We start from the raw sequence: 16,444 nt of genomic DNA on the forward strand, positions 1-16,444 counted from the left end.
CCGCTTCCTCCCGATCAGCTCATGTTTACCTTTCGCTTCATGAATTCTATTGCTCGCCGGACTGCCCTTGGCCTGACGCTCAGTGCGGCATCCATCGGGCCGGGCCTGGCCCAGGTGCTGCCGCCCGCTACCCCCGCCGATACCACCCATAAGTTCGAGAATCCGGCCGGGGTGCCGGCCGTTGTAAAGCAGCCCTGGTACAAGGGCAAGCTGGTCAAGGCGACCATTGTGCCGGCCTTGCTGATTGGCTACGGAGCTTACACCTCTAACGGGGGCGGTTTCTATACCAACCAGGAAGCTAACCGCGACATACACAAGCTGTTTCCTACCTTCCGCACCAGCCTCGACGACATCCTGATATTTGTTCCCTACGCTGAGCTGGGCCTGGTGGCCTTGTCGGGAGTAGAGTCTAAAAACGACCAGCTAAACGTGGGGCTGGTGGTGCTAAAAAGTGAGTTAATCATGCTCACGACGGTATTTGCGGTGAAAAATCTGAGCCGAAAAACCCGGCCCGATGGCTCCGATCAGTTGTCGTTTCCCTCGGGGCACACGGCGCAAGCCTTTCTGGCCGCCAGCATTGTGCACAACGAGTTTCGGGACAAAAGCCAGTGGTACGGCATTGGGGCCTATACCATTGCCACCAGCGTGGCAGCCCTGCGCATGATTAACACCAAGCACTGGCAAAGCGACGTGGTGGCGGGCGCAGGCTTCGGCATTTTATCGGCCCACCTCGGCTACCTGACCCACCGCAACCGTTGGGGCCGCAAGCCCCGCTTGCCCGAGGGCATGGGCTTTTCGCCGACTTGGTTGCCCAGCTACGGCCTGGGCGCCGGCGGGGGCTGAGTGGTACGCCAGGCTTTAGCTTTACCTGGCGGCCGAAGTAGAACGAGGTAGCAAGCCACAGCAAGTCCGGGCTCGGAGCGCCAAACAGTTGGCGGCCGCGTCCGGGCTTCGTACCCTAAGTAGTACCTTTTCTTCTAGCGACTTATGTGGTGGACGTATGCGCTTCTATCGGCTCTGTTTGCGGCCCTAACCGCCATTCTAGCCAAAATTGGCATCAAAGGAGTCGACTCGAACCTGGCTACGGCGGTGCGGACGGTTGTTATTCTGGTGCTGGCCTGGGGCATCGTGTTCTTCCGGGGCGGTTTGGCCGAGGTGCACACTCTTTCGCGCACCAACCTGCTTTTTCTGGGGCTTTCGGGCTGGCCACGGGGCTGTCGTGGATCTTTTACTTTAAGGCCCTGCAAGTCGGCCAGGTTTCGCAGGTAGCACCCCTAGACAAGCTGAGCGTGGCGCTGGCCATTGTTCTTTCGGTCGTGTTTCTGGAAGAAAAGCTGACCTTACAGACAGGAGTAGGTGCCGGCCTGATTGTCATCGGCACGCTGGTCCTGATTCGGTAGCGCCACTGAGCCAGTGCCCTGCTGGTGAGGCAGAACTACTCGTTGCCAGCAGCATCTAGCTCCCGCTGAAAAGCGGCCAAGAACAGGCCTACGTGGTAGCCATCGGCTAGGCCGTGGTGCACATTGACGGCTACGGGTAGCAGCAGCGCCTCGCCTTGCCGCCGGGTTTTTCCCACCGATATTTTCGGGATGCTGTCGGGGTGCCCAAAGGAGCGGGCGTGGGTCAGGCTGGTAAAGGAAATCCAGGGCAGAGCCGAAAAGTGAACTACATCGGGCCGGCCCGTAGTAGGAGTCAGGCGCAGGCCAGTGGTTTGGCGCACCGCCTCCATTTCGGCCGCCAGCCCTACCCCAAATTCTGTGAGCGAAGAGGCGTATGGCACAAAGGAAAACCCGAAGGTATGGTCTGGGCGGGTAAGCGTGGCCGAAACGTGCACCTGGTCGTAGCAGTATACTTGCCCTTCCTCTATGCGGTAGCGCAGGGCTTCTACCTCGTTTACGGCTGTAAGGGCGCAGTGCAGGTAGAGCTGAAAAAACGATACCCCCAGGTCTTTCGCTCGGGCGTAAGCGCGGGTGGCATCCACCTCCGCCACCACCCCAAAAAACGGCTCCTCAAAGGCGGAAAAGAAGGCAAAATGCTCCTGCCGGTTCCAGGTGCTTAGGTCTACTAGCTGCTTCATAGGGCCGCAAGTTCGGTAACTTTACCGAAGCCTTTGCCCCTCTCCACCTTTCGCTTTATGCCCGCGCCTCGCCTGATTGCCTTTGATGCCGACGATACCCTTTGACCCAACCAGCCCCACTTCGATTACGCCGAGGCCCAGCTGTATGAGTTGCTAACCCACCACGGCGAGCCGGGCGTTATTGGGAGCCGTTTCAACGAAGTGCAGCACCAGAACATGCACTTGTTTGGGTACGGGGCCAAGTCGTTTATGCTTTCGATGATTGAAACCGTCATTCAGCTGACCGATGGCGCGGTAACTGGCACCGAAATCCAGCACATCCTCGACCATGGCAAACGCCTGCTCAGCTTTCCTATTGAGTTGCTACCCGATGTGCCCGAAGTACTAATAGCTCTGAAGCGGCAGGGCTACCCCTCATGCTGCTCACCAAAGGCGACCTGTTCGACCAGGAAAGCAAGCTGGCCCGCTCCGGCCTCGGCGACCTATTTGACTACGTCGAGATTGTGAGCGAAAAGAACGAGGCTACCTACCAGCGCATCCTCGCCCGCCACCAGGTAAGCCCCGCGCAGTTCCTAATGATCGGCAACTCCCTGAAGTCGGACGTGCTACCGGTGGCCCGCTTGGGGGCTCAGGCCGTGCATGTGCCCTACCACACCACCTGGATTATGGAGGAAGTACCAGCCGAGCAACTAGTAGGGGTAGCCTTCCACACGCTTACTTCCCTGGCCGAAGTGCCGGCCTACATCGAGCTGCTGGGCTCCTCGCCGGTTATTTAGGCCCTAGTACCACCAGCAATTGGCAGGGAGCCGCGCGGCCCAGGGTACGGGTAACAAACCGCGCCTGCACTTGCTGGTGCAAAGTTTCGTCACACACGACCACCGTATCGGTTGGGACCAGCGAGGCCAGCTGCCGGACGCTGGTAATGCGCAGGTCCAGGTTCCGCTCGGCCTTGTAGGCCAGCTTGTAAAACGTAAACACAGGGTTGTATTCGCGGCCGGGGTCCCAGGCGGTAGACACCACGTTCGTTTTAACGATATCGGGCACCACTACGGCCACGGAAGCTAGGTGGGTACTAGCAGGCAGCGCTGACAGGTAATTTCGGTAGAAGTAATACGGGGTGCGGTGCTGAAGCTGAATCAGCATATCTAGGAGCATACCGCGGTAGGGCAAGCCAAAGAACAGGAGCGTAAATCCCGCCATGCTAACCACTTGCGGTACGTAACGCCCCAGGTAGGCCGCGTGCAGCAGCTCCCAAATTCGGGCTATGCCTAGCCCCGTTAGTAGGGCCAGCGGTGGATAGATGGGGGCGGCGTACCAGGCCAGCTTGGTGGCTGCACAGCTGATGAGCAGCAACCAGCAGGCACTGAAAATAAGCAGTAACCCCACTGCCCGCCGCTGCACCGGATTAGACTGCCACCACGCCAGGACAACGGCAGGAGCTAGCCAGTACAGCCAGGGCACAAAGTCCCGAATTTTGAGGTAGACGAGGTAGTAGTTCCACGGGCCGCTCAGGTCATTTAGCGCCGTAGAGAAGCGGCCGCCCAACTCGTTTTCTCGCACGGCTTGCCAGTAGCCTGGGGTGCTGACTTCGTGGCCCAGGTAGTAACCGCCCACCAGCCCAAGCAGCACCGCTACCGCAGCGTAGAACTGCCGGTTTCGTAGTATAAAGCCCAGCCTACCCTGCCAGAGCGTGTACAGCAGCAACCCTGGCAACCCGAGTAACCCCGCCACGCCTTTGGTCAGCATGGCCCCCAGCAAGGCACCAGTAAACAGCCACCAGTCTCGGGAGCGGGCTTTTTCTAGGTACTGGAAATAGAAAATCAGCAGGAGTAGCTGCCAGCATACCAGTAGCCCATCGTAGTCGCCAGACCAAGCCACGTGTACCCGGAAGTAGCCGGCGGTAGTCAGCAGAACGAGCCCCGCAAACAGGCCCGCGGCTACATTGCGCAAGACTTTCGCACTAAACCAGTATAAGGCGCTAACAGTTGCCACCACCGCCCCACGGTAGGCAACCGGATGGCTACTTCATTAAACCCGAACAGCTTAATGCTCAGCACTTGCAACCACAGCAGCAAAGGCGGCTTAGTGTTCCATAAATCGGGCTGACCTTCGAAGTGCGCCACCAACCAATTGTTGTTTAACGCCATTTCCGCCGCATTTACGGCTACTCTAGACTCATCCCAGAGGTATATAGGTTCGGGCAATACAAGCAGCAGCGGCCCAACCGTCGGTAGTAGCAATATCAGGAATAATACCTGGGCCCGATGCTGCCGTACCCAGGTCGTTAGCGTATGTACCATGCCCAGAAGGAACCCACTTGCCAGTGCGTAAGCTAGTGCCACTTGGGGTAGCGCTGAAGACTGGTCAGCCAAAAGTACCAGATTCGGGCGGAGCGGCTGCCTACTTGGGCTGACGTTTCAACGCTACTGCTGTTACAGCGTTAATTCCTACAGCCTATTCTGTCCAGTGCACCCTAGTTTTCTAGGGACATATCGAACAACGTATCGAACACGGCTAGTACAGCTCTAAAATGCCCAACTCTGCAGTGTCTGCTAAAGATTGAATATCGACTAGATGACGGACTAGTGTTTCCGCAACATGGCGGGTAGATTGGTTGCCCATTCGCAGCACTACTTTGGGTGGGAATCCATACACTCCTGCTAATCGATAAAAGTCCTCATCGTTCGTAATAATCAGGTAGTCATTTTGTCGCGCCCACTCCCAAATTAGACGGTCATCAGCCGCAGGAGCTAAACCAGTACGACTGACGTGTAACACCGGAATATGTGACTCAAGCCGCCGTACCAGCCGGTACGATAAATTAGCATCTAGTAACCACCTCATTTAAGCGGCTACTTGCCGGGTGCGCTGCTCAATAGCGGCAGCAAAAGCCAAAGCCGCCCGTATATGCTCCAAAGTTAGCTCTGGAAAGTCTTCGACGATTTCCTCAAAGCTCATCCCTGAGGCTAACCAGCCCAACACATCCTGAACCGCGATGCGGGTTCCTACCAAGCAAGGTTTGCCAAACCGCACCCCTGGCTGCGTACTAATAAGTGGATGAGCAGTTTTCATGTAAAAAGATAAGAAAGTTTGCTGACAGGAATGCTTGAACTGATAGAGAAACGTGGGTAGGCCGCAACAAATTACTGTCGTTTCAAGCGAGGGACCTGCGGTAGCATCTGAAGTACAGTCTTAGGTTCCCGCTTCGTAATAAGCACTTATTGGGCCTCTGCTAGTCGCGCTTGGTCTTGAACACCTGCTTGAGGCCGGCCAGCTCGTCGCGGAGTTTGGCAGCAGTTAGGAAGTCGAGGTCCTTGGCGGCAGCCTCCATCTGCTTTTCGGTTTGCTTGATAAGCTTTTCCAGGTCCACTTTGCTCATCATGGAAACTACCGGCTCGGCGGCAATGGCCAGGGCGGCATCCTCAGTAGGGCCGGCGTAGCCTGGCGCTTCCGCAATGCGGTAGTCCGACAGCGAGGTTTGTTCCATAATGGCCTCGCGCGACTTACGCACCGTGCGGGCGTGATGCCGTGTTCCTCATTGTAGGCCATCTGGGTGGCCCGGCGGCGGTTGGTTTCGTCGATGGCGCGCTGCATGGAGCCGGTGATACGGTCAGCGTACATGATAACCTTGCCCCGGTCATTACGGGCAGCGCGGCCCATGGTCTGAATCAGGCTGCGTTGGTCGCGCAGGAAGCCTTCCTTATCGGCGTCGAGAATGGCCACTAGGCTTACTTCCGGCAAGTCGAGGCCCTCACGCAGCAGGTTTACCCCAATCAGCACGTCGATTTCGCCCAGGCGCAGCTGGCGCAGAATCTCCACCCGGTCCAGGGTTTTCACGTCGGAGTGCACGTAGCTCGACTTGATGCCCAGGCGCTCCATATACTTCTGCAGCTCCTCGGCCATGCGCTTGGTAAGAGTCGTTACCAGCACCCGGTCACCCATTTTCACGCGGTTGTCTACTTCGTCCAGCAGATCGTCAATCTGGTTGCCGCTGGGACGCAGGTCAATTTCGGGGTCGAGCAGGCCGGTAGGGCGAATGATTTGCTCCACCACTACCCCGTTGGCCTGGGTTAGCTCGTAGTCGGCGGGGGTAGCCGACACGAATACGGCCTGGCGCACCATGCCCTCGAACTCGTTGAAGGTAAGCGGGCGGTTGTCCATGGCCGAGGGCAGGCGGAAGCCGTACTCCACCAAGGCCGTTTTGCGGCTCCGGTCGCCGCCCCACATGGCCCGGATTTGGGGCATGGTGGCGTGGCTTTCGTCGACTACCAACAGGTAGTCTTCGGGGAAATAGTCGAGCAGGCAGAAGGGCCGAGAGCCGGGCTGACGGCCGTCGAAATAGCGCGAGTAGTTCTCGATGCCGGAGCAGTAGCCCAGCTCCCGAATCATTTCCAGGTCGAACTCGGTGCGCTCCATGATGCGCTTGGCTTCGGCATCACGGCCTTCTTTCTCGAAGTAGGCGTGCTGCTGGGTCATGTCGAACTGAATTTCCTTGATGGCCTGATTGAGCGTGTCCTTGCCAGTTACAAACAGCTGGGCGGGGTAGAGCGTAACAGACTTCTCGTCGGCGAGCTTCTTGCCGCTTACGGGGTCAATCTTGTGAATGGCCTCAATTTCGTCGCCGAAAAAGAAAATGCGGTAAGCGTAGTCGGCGTAGGCCGGAAACAGGTCTACGGTGTCGCCCTTCACCCGAAATGTACCGCGGGTAAACTCCGCCTCGGTGCGCGAGTACAGAATCTGGACGAAGGAATAGAGCAGGTTGTTGCGCGAGTAGCGCAGGCCGGGGCCAGGAAAATAACATTTTTGCCAAACTCCTCGGGTTACCGATGCCGTAAATGCACGACACGGAGGCTACCACAATCACGTCGCGGCGCCCGCTAAGCAGCGTGGAAGTAGTGTGCAGGCGCAGCTTCTCGATTTCCTGGTTAATGGCCAGGTCTTTTTCAATAAAGACGTCGGTAGAAGCAATGTAAGCCTCGGGCTGGTAGTAGTCGTAGTAGCTGATATAGTACTCGACGGCGTTATTGGGGAAGAACTGCTTGAACTCGCCGTAGAGCTGGGCCGCAAGGGTTTTATTGTGACACAACACCAGGGCTGGCTTGCCGGTCTCGGCAATAACGTTGGCCATGGTGAAGGTTTTACCCGTGCCTGTGGCCCCAGCAGTACCTGCGCTGGCTCGCCATTATTAATTCCTTCCACCAGCTGCCGAATGGCCTGGGGCTGGTCGCCGGTGGGTTTGAATTCCGAGGTCAGTTGGTAGTGCATGCGGGGAAATATAGGCCAGAAAGGTAGCCTATGATAACTCTAAAACTCAACTTATGGTTCGGAGGGAAAGTGAAGTGGTAACTGAGTAGCTAAGTGCATGAGTGAAGCATGTCATGGCGAGGTAGCGAAGCCATCCTTCCTCTCGTGCATCCTAAATCCTACTAACGTGACAAGCTCCTGACGCTAGCACGGGCATCAAGGGCTTGTTTTGCTTTAAGGGGTAGCATATTGGCTAGGATAAATAGCGGCGTCGTGCCTCCTCGCCATGACAGTACATTAACTCACCACTTCCACTCAATCACTCATTCACTACCTTACCGCTACCGCGGGTCGCGCCAGAGGAGGGTGGCGTTGGTAGCCGTGGCGGCAAAATCTGGGCACCGTCCGTCGCCGGTTTTGTTGGGGCCACCGGCGGCGGCACAAATCACATTGCCGCAGGTGTCAAACAGGTAGCTGTAGTTGGCAGCATCGCCGCCCGTTACTAGGTACACGGTGCGGCCTTGGTAGGTGTACTGGGTTACTTCGGCCGCGGGCGTTTGCTTGGGTTTCTGCTGTAACTGCTCAATCAGGGTAGCGGAAAAGTTGGTTACGCAGGTACCGTCTACTGCTTCATCGAGGGAATTGGAGCAGGATGCAGCGCCCGTTAGCAGCAATCCTAGTGAAAATGAAAGAAAAAGGCGACTCATGGAAAACAAGGCAATACGGCGCAGGAATTATTGAGCAGCAATGGGCTGAGGCTTCGCCGTTCCAAATTCCATGCTAGCTTCCAGTCCGATACTGTAGGGGCGGCTTTGGCGCGCGCCGCGCTGGTTGGGGTGGGCGTTAAGGGTCGTTAGGCCGGCTTCGGCAGTTGGCCCAATTACTACGTTCCAGGCGGCCGTAGCCGGCTGATACCGAACGCCCGTGCCCCCACGTACTGAGGTTAGCACCTGCCGATACGGCGACTCCGCCGATTTTAGAGTGTAGGTGCGAGTAGCTTCCGGGGAGCCTTCCAGCTCCGAGCGGCTACCCAGCAGCACGTTTACGGCCGCTCCTACTTTGGCGTACAGAGAAAGGCCGGGCTTGGTGGAGCCATAGCGCACGCCCACCGGAATACCCGCCGTGCGGTAGCGGTAGGAAGTGGCGCGAGGCTGGGCCGGAGCCGGGCTGTAGGCCGCGGGCCGGTTGAATACATCGGCAGCCTCATGGCCCACCTGCTTGCCATCGATAAAGCCGTAAGTAGTGGCGGAGGTAGCGCGTTGCTGGCCCACCTCGGCCCCGGAGGTGAGGGTCCACCGGTCGTTGAGGGCGTAGGAAGCTACCAGGGCGGCCCGCTGACTTACGCCGGCCCGCAAGTTGCGGCGGTACTCGTCTTCGGCCTCATCTTGGTAGTAGCTACGCACGGCGTTGGTCAGCATGTTCGTTCGCAGCCGGCCATCGGTGTGGGAGAAGTTGATGTTGGGGTTGTAGGAACCTACCGCGTAGCTGGCGCCCAACCGCAGCCGGCGCCATAGCTTTGGGGTTTCCTTCTGCTCGGGCTCAGGCGCAACGGCTACTTGCGGGGCCGAAGCCGGCAACTGCGGAGCCATCAGCAAAGAAGGCTTCAGGGTATCGGGGCGGCTTAGGCCCAAGCCGCTGCGCAGAGCCGCAGAGCGGGGCTGCATTCCCGTCAGGCTAGCGAAGAAAGAGGTGCTGCTGGCTCCAGCTCCATTCCCCGACGACGTTACTTGGCGATACACATCCAGTAGGCTACCTCCCTCCGCCGGAGCAGAAGAATACAACCCCGTAGCTGAGCGCCCAGCGCCATTCTGCGCAGCATACACAGAGGTAGAGTTACCACGCAGCAGCGCGGCTAGCGCCGGCCCGGTAGCACCAGAAGTAACTTCCAAGCCACTTGGTACGGCGCTGGCTGAGCTGGAAGCCGTAGCTGGAAAAGCGGCAGAAACCGAAGCAGTAGCGGCATTTTCTGTCCCGAACCCGGAGGTAGCCGCGGCAGTTGAACCTACAGCACCAGATGAAGTAGCAGACCCGGCCGGCAGTTGCACGGCCAGCTCGGGCCCCACGGCGGCGCCATTCTGCCACAGGAAAGCCCAGCTGCCAAAGCCCAGGGCCAGCAGTAAGCAGGCGGCGGCAACCCAACGATGTACTACCAGGCGGCGGCGGTAAGTCACGTTTTGCTGCACCACCTGCTCGTTCTGCTGCACTACCAGCTCGTGGTCGAGCTGGTCCCAGAAGCTGGCGCGCGGAGCCACCTCAGCCTCGGCAAACTTTTGCCGGAACAGGTGCTCTAGGTCGCCGGTTGAGCGGGGGTCGGGAGTATTTGTGTTAGGAGCGGATGCTGCCATGCGTGCGATGAGCGTCGAGACGCTCGATTTTACTTTTCAAAATGGCCCGGGCCCGGGAGTACTGCGACTTGCTGGTGCCCTCGGAAATACCGAGCATGTCGCCAATTTCTTTGTGCCCGTAGCCTTCAATGGCGAACAGGTTGAACACCATGCGGTAGCGCGGGGCGAGGTCCTGAATCATGTTCAGCATCTCCTCGAAATTGTAATTGGAAAGCGTAAACTCCTCGCCGGCCAAATCCTCTGGGTACTCGCCCCCGTCGCTGACGGCCACCAGGGCGCGTTGCGGCGGTGCTGGCGCAGGGCGGCGTTGACCATGATACGGCGAATCCAAAATTCCAGCGGACACTCCCGGCGGAAGCTGGCCAAATTTTTAAATACCGTCAAGAAGCCTTCCTGCAGTACGTCCTCGGCCTCGAAGGTAGTTTGGGCGTAGCGCAGGCACACGGCCATCATGCGGCCGGCAAATCGTTCGTATAAATACTTCTGCATCAATCGGCTACCATCTAGGCAACCATCAATCAGCTCCGAATCTGAGAGCTGGGAAGGCGGGTCAGGGGCGCACAGGAGCAGCTAACGACGAGGAGTGGGACTCCGGGCGCGCCGCAGCGGCGCTACCCGGCAACAGGCTACGCAGCCCGCTCCCTCCCAGCGAGGCCGACAGGGCGCTCATTGGAAGTTCCGGCCCCGGCGGGTCCGGCGTTACGACGCTCACCAGCGGCCAGCCCCATCAGGAGCTCGGTTCCGCGCAAGTAAGAATGCTGCATACGTTGCGAAGTCGGATAGAAATAAAGCAGGATACCTTCATTGTGGAAAGGAAGGCTGTGGTGGTAAGATGCTGCCGCTGTAGGGTAAGGTTGCATTCAGACTGGCCTTTTTTTATAGCCCCGCCTGCCAAGGGAAACCGCAGAAATATTCCGCTTAAGATAAGCAGATCGGCAACCTATTCCAGCGTTACCATGTAGGTACATATCTTATAAGCGAATACACCGTCTATTGGGCGGGGAAAACGCTCACATAGCGGGCGGTAGCCGCGCAGCCAACCGCTATGTGCTTACCGCTGCTTTACTACTTGTCTTTCGTTTTTCACCTAAAAAACCAACTGCTTATGAAGACGCTCGTGCTGTTTTATTCCACGTATGGTCACGTATACAAGCTGGCGGAAGCCGTGGCGGAAGGCGCCCGGCAGGTTGCCGGCAATGAGGTAGCCATCAAGCGGGTGCCCGAAACCCTACCCCCGCCCTGCTCGACAAGATTGGCGCTACCCAGGCCCAGAAAGCCTTTGAGCACATTCCGGTGGCCACGCCCGAGGAGCTGGAACAGTACGACGCCATTATCATTGGGACGCCCACGCGCTACGGCAACGTGTGCGGCCAAATCCAGTCGTTTCTGGATGCTACGGGCGGCCTCTGGGCCCAGGGCAAGCTGATTGGCAAAGTTGGCGGTGCTTTTGTGAGCACGGCTACCCAGCACGGCGGCCAGGAAACCACCATCCGCTCCTTGCACACGGAGCTGTTGCACCACGGCATGGTCATCGTGGGCTTGCCCTACGCCTGGCAGGGCCAGATGGGCCACGAGGAAGTAACCGGCGGCACTCCTTACGGAGCTAGCACCGTGGCCGGCGGCCAGGGCGAGCGGCAGCCCAGCGCCAACGAACTGGAAGGCGCCCGTCACCAAGGCCAGCACACCGCCCAGATTGCCAGCAAACTGGCGAAATAGTAAATTGGTGAATGAGTGACTGAGTGAAATGTCGTGGCGACGACATCGAGGCCATATTTTCTCTCACTTGCTCGAAGCTTAATAAACCGACAAGCCCTTACTTCCAGCGCGGAGGTAAGGGCTTGTCTCGTTTCAGGGTAGCACGCTGGGCAGGACGGATGGCTTCGCGCCGCTCGCCAGGACACGTTTCAAGGTGGGGGTTTCAGCGTAGCCCGGCCTTCTTAACTTGACACCTAACTCAACCACCTACAACAAGTTGTACGCCTTGATGAGGTTGGCGAAAGAATCCCGGTAGGTGTCGCCGATGGGAAGTAGGCGGCCGGCTACCTGCACTTTGCCCCGCTCCACGTGCTCAATGCGGCTGAGGGCCACGAGGTAGGATTTGTGAATGCGCGCAAATCGGTCGGCGGGCAGCACCTCTTCTACCCTCCTGAACGACTGGAGCGTGAGCACCTTGCCGGTGGTGGTATAAATCATCAGGTACTCCTTCATGCCCTCGATGTAGAGAATATCATCGAAAGCCACGCGCTGCAGGCGGTGCTCGTTCTTGACGAACATGGCATCTGGCGCCACGGGGTGAGCCTCCGCGCTGGCGGCGGGCGGGCCGCTGCCGGGGCCGGCGCGGGAGCAGCCAAGTGCTGGCGCACCTTCTGCACGGCCTGCACAAACCGCTCAAAGGCAATGGGTTTCAGCAGGTAGTCAACAGCGTTCAGCTCGTAGCTGCGCACGGCGTACTGGTCGTAGGCGGTAGTAAACACAATGCGCGGACCGGGCTGGGGTAGCAGTTGGGCCAGCTGCACGCCCGTAAGACGAGGCATATGAATATCCAGAAACACTACATCCACGGGTTATCCTGCAGGAAAGCCAGGCCGGCTAGGGCATCGTCGAACTGTCCTTTTAGCTCCAGGCCCGGCACCTGGGCGCAATAATCGGCTAGCAGGTCCAGGGCCAGGGGTTCGTCGTCGAGAATAGCGCAGGTCATGGCTTGGGTAGCTTTGTTAGGGTATGAGGGTAGGAGGGTGTGCGGGTGTGAGGGTATGGGAGTGCGAGGGATTTAGAGCAGGAAGGTAAGATATGCAGTTCAACTCCTACCCTCCTACCCCATACCTTCTTACCCGCACACCCTCCTACCCCTACAAATAGCTTACTGCAGCAGCACCAGCGTAACGAGGTGCTGGCCGGGTGGGGTTTGCACATCCAGAACGTAGCGGCCGGGTAGAGCAGTTCCAGGCGGCGCCGCAGGTTCACGAGGCCCACGCCGCCGGGCTGCTTGGGTAGCTCCCGCTCCGCATCGGCGGGCGCTACGTGGTTGAGCACTGAAAACCGCACCAGCCCATCCGAAGCCAGTACCAAGGAGATATGCACGGCCACGGGCCGGGCGGTCAGGTCGCCATGCTTGAAGGCGTTTTCCACCAGGGGCATGAGCAGCAGCGGCGCAATCGGGTGGGCGCAATCGGGGGAGGTGCCAGTTACTTCCAGCTGAATGGCGTCCTGGGCGGAGGCCGGCAGGCGCAGGCGCTGCAGGTCCAGGAAGCTGCGCAGATGGGCTAGCTCCCGGCTCAGGGGCACGGTATCAGTGCTGCTCTCATAGAGCAGGTAGCGCATAATTTCAGCCAGGCGCAGCACCGCCTCGGGGCTTTGTCGGACTTGCGGCTGGTGAGCGAGTAGATGTTGTTGAGGGTATTGAAGAGAAAGTGCGGATTGATCTGGGTTTTGAGCATGGCTAGCTCCGTGAGCAGCTGCTGACGCTCCATTTCGCGGCGGTTGCGCTGCCCCGAATGTAGTCGCCGGTGATGCGCAGGGCCGAGCTGCTACCCACGATAAACACCCCAATAATGCCCGCGCTGATGATGCGCATCCAGGTTTCCGGCATCTGGGGGCCCGACTTCTTGCTTTTCACAATGGTCGTGACGGGCTTTTTTTGGCCCTGGGCGGGGCTGGTAACTCGGTAGGCGGAAATCTGCACGCCTTTGCGCGAGGTTTGCATGGTGACCCAGCCCACCAGCGCCGCGTAGGGCAGCACCAGCAGGGCAGCTAGCAGCACGTAGTGCACAACCCGGGCCCGGCCTAGGGTGCGCGGAATCAGCCAGCGCCAGGTCAGGTAGAACAATAGTGCCCCGCACATATCTTCCAGCAGCAGACGCCCAACCAGGGGTAGTAACGGCTGCCACTCGGCCGCCGTGGCTGGAAAGCGGGGCAGCATGGCCACGGTGCCGCTGAGCTTTAGGGCATCGATGCCGGCCAGCCACAGCCACAGGAGCACGTGAATCCAGCGCGGAATAGGTGTGTCTTCGGAAGCAGCCGACCAGTTGGCTGATCGTAACACTGGCCGCAGGCGCGCCCGCCAGCCAACCCGGGGAAGCACTGATTTTTCGGACAACGGAGCAGCAACGGGCGCGGACGATACTTCCATGCTTAAAAATACGCCTTCTATCCTCCGAAAGCAGCCCTTTTCAATCAACCCGGCACTTACGCCTACCAACACCGGCTGGCACCTGGCCAACCTACTGCCGCACCGCACGGGCCCGCTTTCGGCTACCACCTCATGTGCAGCCTGCTTTTCCTTATGGCCTCATCTGGGGTAGGGATTCCTGCAAAACTGGCCGTAAGGCAGCATAAGGAGGCGGCGCAAAAAATATTTTGCGGGTGTTGTAACGAATAAAGCAGCCGCCGGTATTCGGAGCAGATTCGGTTCTTTCGTCCCGCCGCTTGTTCTGTTCTGCCCGTGCCTGTTTCTACCTCTCTCAGCGACGAAGACCTCATGCTCCGGGTGCAGGCCGACGACCTGGACCAGCTCACGCCGCTGTTTGAGCGCTACCACGGCCCGCTGTTCGGCTTCCTAACTCGCCTCAACCACGGCGACCAGGAAATTGGGCAGGACCTGACCCAGAACGTGTTTCTGCGGGTGCTGAAGTACCGAGCCAGTTTCCGGGCGGGCCTGCGCTTTCGGACGTGGTTGTACCAGCTGGCCCGCCACGTTCACGCCGACCACTGGCAGCAGCGCCGCCCCGCCCCACCGACCTCCACGACCTGGAGCACACCACGGCCCACGGCCGCGCCGCCCAGGCTCACCTCACGGCCACCGATTGCGCCCAGTCGGTGCAGGAGGCGCTAGCCCTGCTTCCCCGGCCCAGCGCGAAATTCTGGACTTACACCGCTTCCAGGGGTTCGACTACGCCGAGATTGGGCAGATGCTAGGTTGCTCCGAGGGAGCCGCCCGCGTGAAAGCGCACCGCGCCCTAGAGGCCCTGCGCACCTTATACTTTCGCTGATTTTTTGAGGCCCTGGCCGCCCGCTTGTGCATGACTTCTTCCACTGACACCTTGCTACCCGCTGACTGCGCCCATTGGGAGCCGCTGCTACCCGCCCACGCCGAGCACGCCCTGCCGCCCAGCGACGCCGAGGCCCTAACCGCGCACCTGCGGGAGTGCCCCGCCTGCCGGCAGCAGCTCCAGCAGTTACGCACCCTGCTCCACCACCTCGATGAGTTGCCGGCGCCCGCCCCGCCCCCAGCCCTGCGCGCGAATTTTCTGCAGGCTTTAAACCAGGAAAAGGCTGCTTTGAAGGGAAAGGAGCCCGAAGTAGCGCCGCTCATGGTAGCTCACTCGGAGAAGGCCGCCACGGGTGGCACGGTCATTCCGCTGTGGGAAGCGTCGGCGGCGGGGCGCTGGCTGCGGGTAGCCGCGGCCGTAGCCCTGCTGGCAGTGGGCACGGTGCTGGGGTTGCTGCTGCAGCCGGCGGCCTTGCCGGAGGTAGCAATCCGGCCGGCCCCGGCGCCGGGGCTAGCTGCTCAGCTTACTACCCTGGCGGGCCAGCCCGCCTCAGCCAACCGCCGCCTGCAGCTGGTTAGTGAAGCCCCCACAACGGTGCAGCCCGGCGACGCTGCCGTGCAGGTACTCATCACCACTCTCAACGCCGACCCCAACCCGAATGTGCGCTTGGCGGCAGCGGAGGCCCTGTACCACCTGCGCGCCGACCCGCGCGTGGGGCCCGCTTTGGTGCAGGCCTTACCCAACCAAACCGACCCCAACGTGCAGATTACCCTAATTGAACTACTGGTGGCCCTGCGCGACAAACGGGCCCTGGCGCCGCTGGAGCAACTCTCCCGCCAGCCCAATGTGCTGCCCGTAGTGCGCCAGCAAGCCCAGCAAGGCCTAGGACTACTTATCTGACTTTGATCTGACCCGTTGCATTGCCGCCCCTTACCTGCGTGGGCCCGCGCACCCCGGCGGCAACTTCTTTTTCGCTCTTTTTTCCCGCTGTTATGAAACGCTCCTTCTTTTTTAGCCTGCTCCTGCTGACCGGGACGGCCTCTGCCCTACGGGCCCAAGAATACAAAACCCGCTTTCCTACCCGCGACAACCGCCGCATTGTGCTGGAAATGCACGGTAGCAACGTGGTAGTAGAAGGCTACGACGGGGATGAAGTGATTATCCGCGGCAACGGCTACCAGGAGCCGCCTAAGCAAGCCGAAGGGCTACGGCCCATCTACAATTCAGCCGAAGACAACACCCGCTTGGGCCTGTCGGTGGCAACGCAGGGCAATGTGCTGCGCGTGGTGCAGGCCTCACGCAAGGCCGTCACTTACACCCTGCGGGTACCCCGGCGCACGGCCCTAGTATTCACCGAAACCAACTGGAATGGTAGCGACCTGCGCGTAAGCGGCCTAGCGGGTAGCCTGGAGCTCAAGATGAAAAATGGGGATGCTACCCTGACCAACGTGACGGGGCCCGTGGTGGGCAACAGCACCAGCGGCGACATCACCGTGCAGTTCGCCTCCCTGCCAGCCGAGCCCACCGCTTTGTCCTTGGTGAGTGGCAAGCTCGACGTGACCATGCCCGCCGCTTCCAAGGCCAACCTCACGGTGCGGTCCATGTCGGGCGAGGTGTACACCGACTTCGACCTGAACCCGCGCCCCACGCCCGATGGCCTCACCCGCGTGAGCGGCCAAACCGTGTCGGTACCCCTGAACGGCGGCGGCTCGAAACTGGCCCTGCACAACATCAGCGGCGACATCTACGTGCGCAAGGCCAAATAAGTCAGGCCCTACCCTTTGGCCGGC

General features: G+C 59.7%; 23 protein-coding genes and 2 pseudogenes. 10 read left to right on the forward strand and 15 right to left on the reverse strand.

From position 1 onward, the window contains the following. Positions 1 to 39 precede the first annotated feature (39 nt). From MUN84_RS08425 to MUN84_RS08435, 3 genes are all read left to right on the forward strand, one after another. On the forward strand, positions 40 to 843 hold the full coding sequence (locus MUN84_RS08425) for a phosphatase PAP2 family protein (RefSeq protein ID WP_244697472.1): 804 nt from the start codon (positions 40 to 42) through the stop codon (positions 841 to 843). A 144-nt stretch (positions 844 to 987) separates the two neighbouring features. Beyond that, a complete protein-coding gene (locus MUN84_RS08430) occupies positions 988 to 1,269 on the forward strand; it encodes an EamA family transporter (protein WP_244699123.1) in 282 nt (93 codons plus the stop codon). Continuing rightward, positions 1,203 to 1,400: an EamA family transporter gene (locus MUN84_RS08435; protein ID WP_244698726.1), complete on the forward strand. Its 198-nt coding sequence runs from the start codon at positions 1,203 to 1,205 to the stop codon at positions 1,398 to 1,400. Before MUN84_RS08430 ends, MUN84_RS08435 begins: the two co-directional genes overlap by 67 nt. 35 nt (positions 1,401 to 1,435) lie before the next feature. Here the strand turns inward: MUN84_RS08435 and MUN84_RS08440 are convergent, their stop codons facing one another. Further along, positions 1,436 to 2,077, reverse strand: a complete 642-nt coding sequence (locus MUN84_RS08440) for a chloramphenicol acetyltransferase (protein ID WP_244697473.1) — start codon at positions 2,075 to 2,077, stop codon at positions 1,436 to 1,438. Between the two features lie 150 nt (positions 2,078 to 2,227). Here MUN84_RS08440 and MUN84_RS23685 point away from each other — a divergent pair, with 150 nt between their 5' ends. Both MUN84_RS23685 and MUN84_RS23690 read left to right on the forward strand, forming a co-directional pair. Then, complete coding sequence (locus MUN84_RS23685; RefSeq protein ID WP_317239149.1) at positions 2,228 to 2,584, forward strand: hypothetical protein; 357 nt, start codon at positions 2,228 to 2,230, stop codon at positions 2,582 to 2,584. Next, a complete protein-coding gene (locus tag MUN84_RS23690) occupies positions 2,494 to 2,853 on the forward strand; it encodes a hypothetical protein (RefSeq protein ID WP_317239150.1) in 360 nt (119 codons plus the stop codon). Before MUN84_RS23685 ends, MUN84_RS23690 begins: the two co-directional genes overlap by 91 nt. On the opposite strand, the gene MUN84_RS08450 is transcribed toward MUN84_RS23690, so the two are convergent. From MUN84_RS08450 to MUN84_RS08490, 9 genes and pseudogenes are all read right to left on the reverse strand, one after another. Further along, positions 2,846 to 4,027: a glycosyltransferase family 39 protein gene (locus MUN84_RS08450; RefSeq protein WP_244697475.1), complete on the reverse strand. Its 1,182-nt coding sequence runs from the start codon at positions 4,025 to 4,027 to the stop codon at positions 2,846 to 2,848. The genes MUN84_RS23690 and MUN84_RS08450 overlap by 8 nt on opposite strands. Continuing rightward, positions 4,015 to 4,281, reverse strand: a complete 267-nt coding sequence (locus tag MUN84_RS08455) for an ArnT family glycosyltransferase (protein WP_244697476.1) — start codon at positions 4,279 to 4,281, stop codon at positions 4,015 to 4,017. The genes MUN84_RS08450 and MUN84_RS08455 overlap by 13 nt, the downstream gene beginning before the upstream one ends. 310 nt (positions 4,282 to 4,591) lie before the next feature. Continuing rightward, positions 4,592 to 4,921, reverse strand: a complete 330-nt coding sequence (locus tag MUN84_RS08460; RefSeq protein WP_244697477.1) for a DUF5615 family PIN-like protein — start codon at positions 4,919 to 4,921, stop codon at positions 4,592 to 4,594. Next, on the reverse strand, positions 4,922 to 5,149 hold the full coding sequence (locus tag MUN84_RS08465) for a DUF433 domain-containing protein (RefSeq protein ID WP_244697479.1): 228 nt from the start codon (positions 5,147 to 5,149) through the stop codon (positions 4,922 to 4,924). It abuts the gene before it with no gap. Between the two features lie 160 nt (positions 5,150 to 5,309). Then, a pseudogene (uvrB, locus tag MUN84_RS08470) lies at positions 5,310 to 7,342 on the reverse strand (excinuclease ABC subunit UvrB). Between the two features lie 320 nt (positions 7,343 to 7,662). Next, positions 7,663 to 8,028 (reverse strand): DUF6970 domain-containing protein, encoded by a 366-nt coding sequence (locus MUN84_RS08475; RefSeq protein ID WP_244697481.1) that lies wholly within the window; start codon positions 8,026 to 8,028, stop codon positions 7,663 to 7,665. A 27-nt stretch (positions 8,029 to 8,055) separates the two neighbouring features. Then, positions 8,056 to 9,666 carry a hypothetical protein gene (locus MUN84_RS08480; protein ID WP_244697483.1) on the reverse strand — a complete coding sequence of 537 codons (1,611 nt, stop codon included), beginning with the start codon at positions 9,664 to 9,666 and terminating at the stop codon, positions 8,056 to 8,058. Further along, positions 9,647 to 9,937 carry an RNA polymerase sigma factor gene (locus MUN84_RS08485; RefSeq protein WP_244697484.1) on the reverse strand — a complete coding sequence of 97 codons (291 nt, stop codon included), beginning with the start codon at positions 9,935 to 9,937 and terminating at the stop codon, positions 9,647 to 9,649. The genes MUN84_RS08480 and MUN84_RS08485 overlap by 20 nt, the downstream gene beginning before the upstream one ends. Beyond that, positions 9,850 to 10,155, reverse strand: a complete 306-nt coding sequence (locus MUN84_RS08490) for a sigma-70 family RNA polymerase sigma factor (protein ID WP_317239151.1) — start codon at positions 10,153 to 10,155, stop codon at positions 9,850 to 9,852. The genes MUN84_RS08485 and MUN84_RS08490 overlap by 88 nt, the downstream gene beginning before the upstream one ends. Before the next feature lie 804 nt (positions 10,156 to 10,959). On the opposite strand from MUN84_RS08490, the gene wrbA reads away from it, so the two are divergent. Beyond that, positions 10,960 to 11,382 carry an NAD(P)H:quinone oxidoreductase gene (wrbA, locus tag MUN84_RS23695; protein WP_317239152.1) on the forward strand — a complete coding sequence of 141 codons (423 nt, stop codon included), beginning with the start codon at positions 10,960 to 10,962 and terminating at the stop codon, positions 11,380 to 11,382. 246 nt (positions 11,383 to 11,628) lie between these two features. Here the strand turns inward: wrbA and MUN84_RS08500 are convergent, their stop codons facing one another. The 5 genes and pseudogenes from MUN84_RS08500 to MUN84_RS08525 form a co-directional block, all read right to left on the reverse strand. After that, positions 11,629 to 11,907 (reverse strand): LytR/AlgR family response regulator transcription factor, encoded by a 279-nt coding sequence (locus MUN84_RS08500; RefSeq protein WP_244697486.1) that lies wholly within the window; start codon positions 11,905 to 11,907, stop codon positions 11,629 to 11,631. After that, positions 11,871 to 12,227, reverse strand: a complete 357-nt coding sequence (locus tag MUN84_RS08505; RefSeq protein WP_244697488.1) for a LytR/AlgR family response regulator transcription factor — start codon at positions 12,225 to 12,227, stop codon at positions 11,871 to 11,873. The genes MUN84_RS08500 and MUN84_RS08505 overlap by 37 nt, the downstream gene beginning before the upstream one ends. Beyond that, a complete protein-coding gene (locus MUN84_RS08510) occupies positions 12,218 to 12,364 on the reverse strand; it encodes a hypothetical protein (protein WP_244697490.1) in 147 nt (48 codons plus the stop codon). The genes MUN84_RS08505 and MUN84_RS08510 overlap by 10 nt, the downstream gene beginning before the upstream one ends. Beyond that, a pseudogene (locus tag MUN84_RS08515) lies at positions 12,361 to 13,136 on the reverse strand (sensor histidine kinase). The gene MUN84_RS08510 and the pseudogene MUN84_RS08515 overlap by 4 nt, the downstream one beginning before the upstream one ends. Next, positions 13,106 to 13,708 carry a hypothetical protein gene (locus MUN84_RS08525; RefSeq protein ID WP_244697495.1) on the reverse strand — a complete coding sequence of 201 codons (603 nt, stop codon included), beginning with the start codon at positions 13,706 to 13,708 and terminating at the stop codon, positions 13,106 to 13,108. The pseudogene MUN84_RS08515 and the gene MUN84_RS08525 overlap by 31 nt, the downstream one beginning before the upstream one ends. Positions 13,709 to 14,107: 399 nt before the next feature. Between MUN84_RS08525 and MUN84_RS08530 the strand changes: the two genes are divergently transcribed. From MUN84_RS08530 to MUN84_RS08545, 4 genes are all read left to right on the forward strand, one after another. Then, on the forward strand, positions 14,108 to 14,497 hold the full coding sequence (locus tag MUN84_RS08530; protein ID WP_244697497.1) for an RNA polymerase sigma factor: 390 nt from the start codon (positions 14,108 to 14,110) through the stop codon (positions 14,495 to 14,497). Continuing rightward, positions 14,469 to 14,654, forward strand: a complete 186-nt coding sequence (locus tag MUN84_RS08535; RefSeq protein WP_244697499.1) for an RNA polymerase sigma factor — start codon at positions 14,469 to 14,471, stop codon at positions 14,652 to 14,654. The genes MUN84_RS08530 and MUN84_RS08535 overlap by 29 nt, the downstream gene beginning before the upstream one ends. Before the next feature lie 30 nt (positions 14,655 to 14,684). Then, positions 14,685 to 15,554: a HEAT repeat domain-containing protein gene (locus tag MUN84_RS08540; protein WP_244697501.1), complete on the forward strand. Its 870-nt coding sequence runs from the start codon at positions 14,685 to 14,687 to the stop codon at positions 15,552 to 15,554. A 92-nt stretch (positions 15,555 to 15,646) separates the two neighbouring features. Then, a complete protein-coding gene (locus MUN84_RS08545) occupies positions 15,647 to 16,420 on the forward strand; it encodes a DUF4097 family beta strand repeat-containing protein (RefSeq protein WP_244697503.1) in 774 nt (257 codons plus the stop codon). Positions 16,421 to 16,444 lie beyond the last annotated feature (24 nt).

It is taken from the genome of Hymenobacter sp. 5516J-16 (assembly GCF_022919335.1).
Taxonomy (GTDB): Bacteria; Bacteroidota; Bacteroidia; order Cytophagales; family Hymenobacteraceae; genus Hymenobacter; species Hymenobacter sublimis.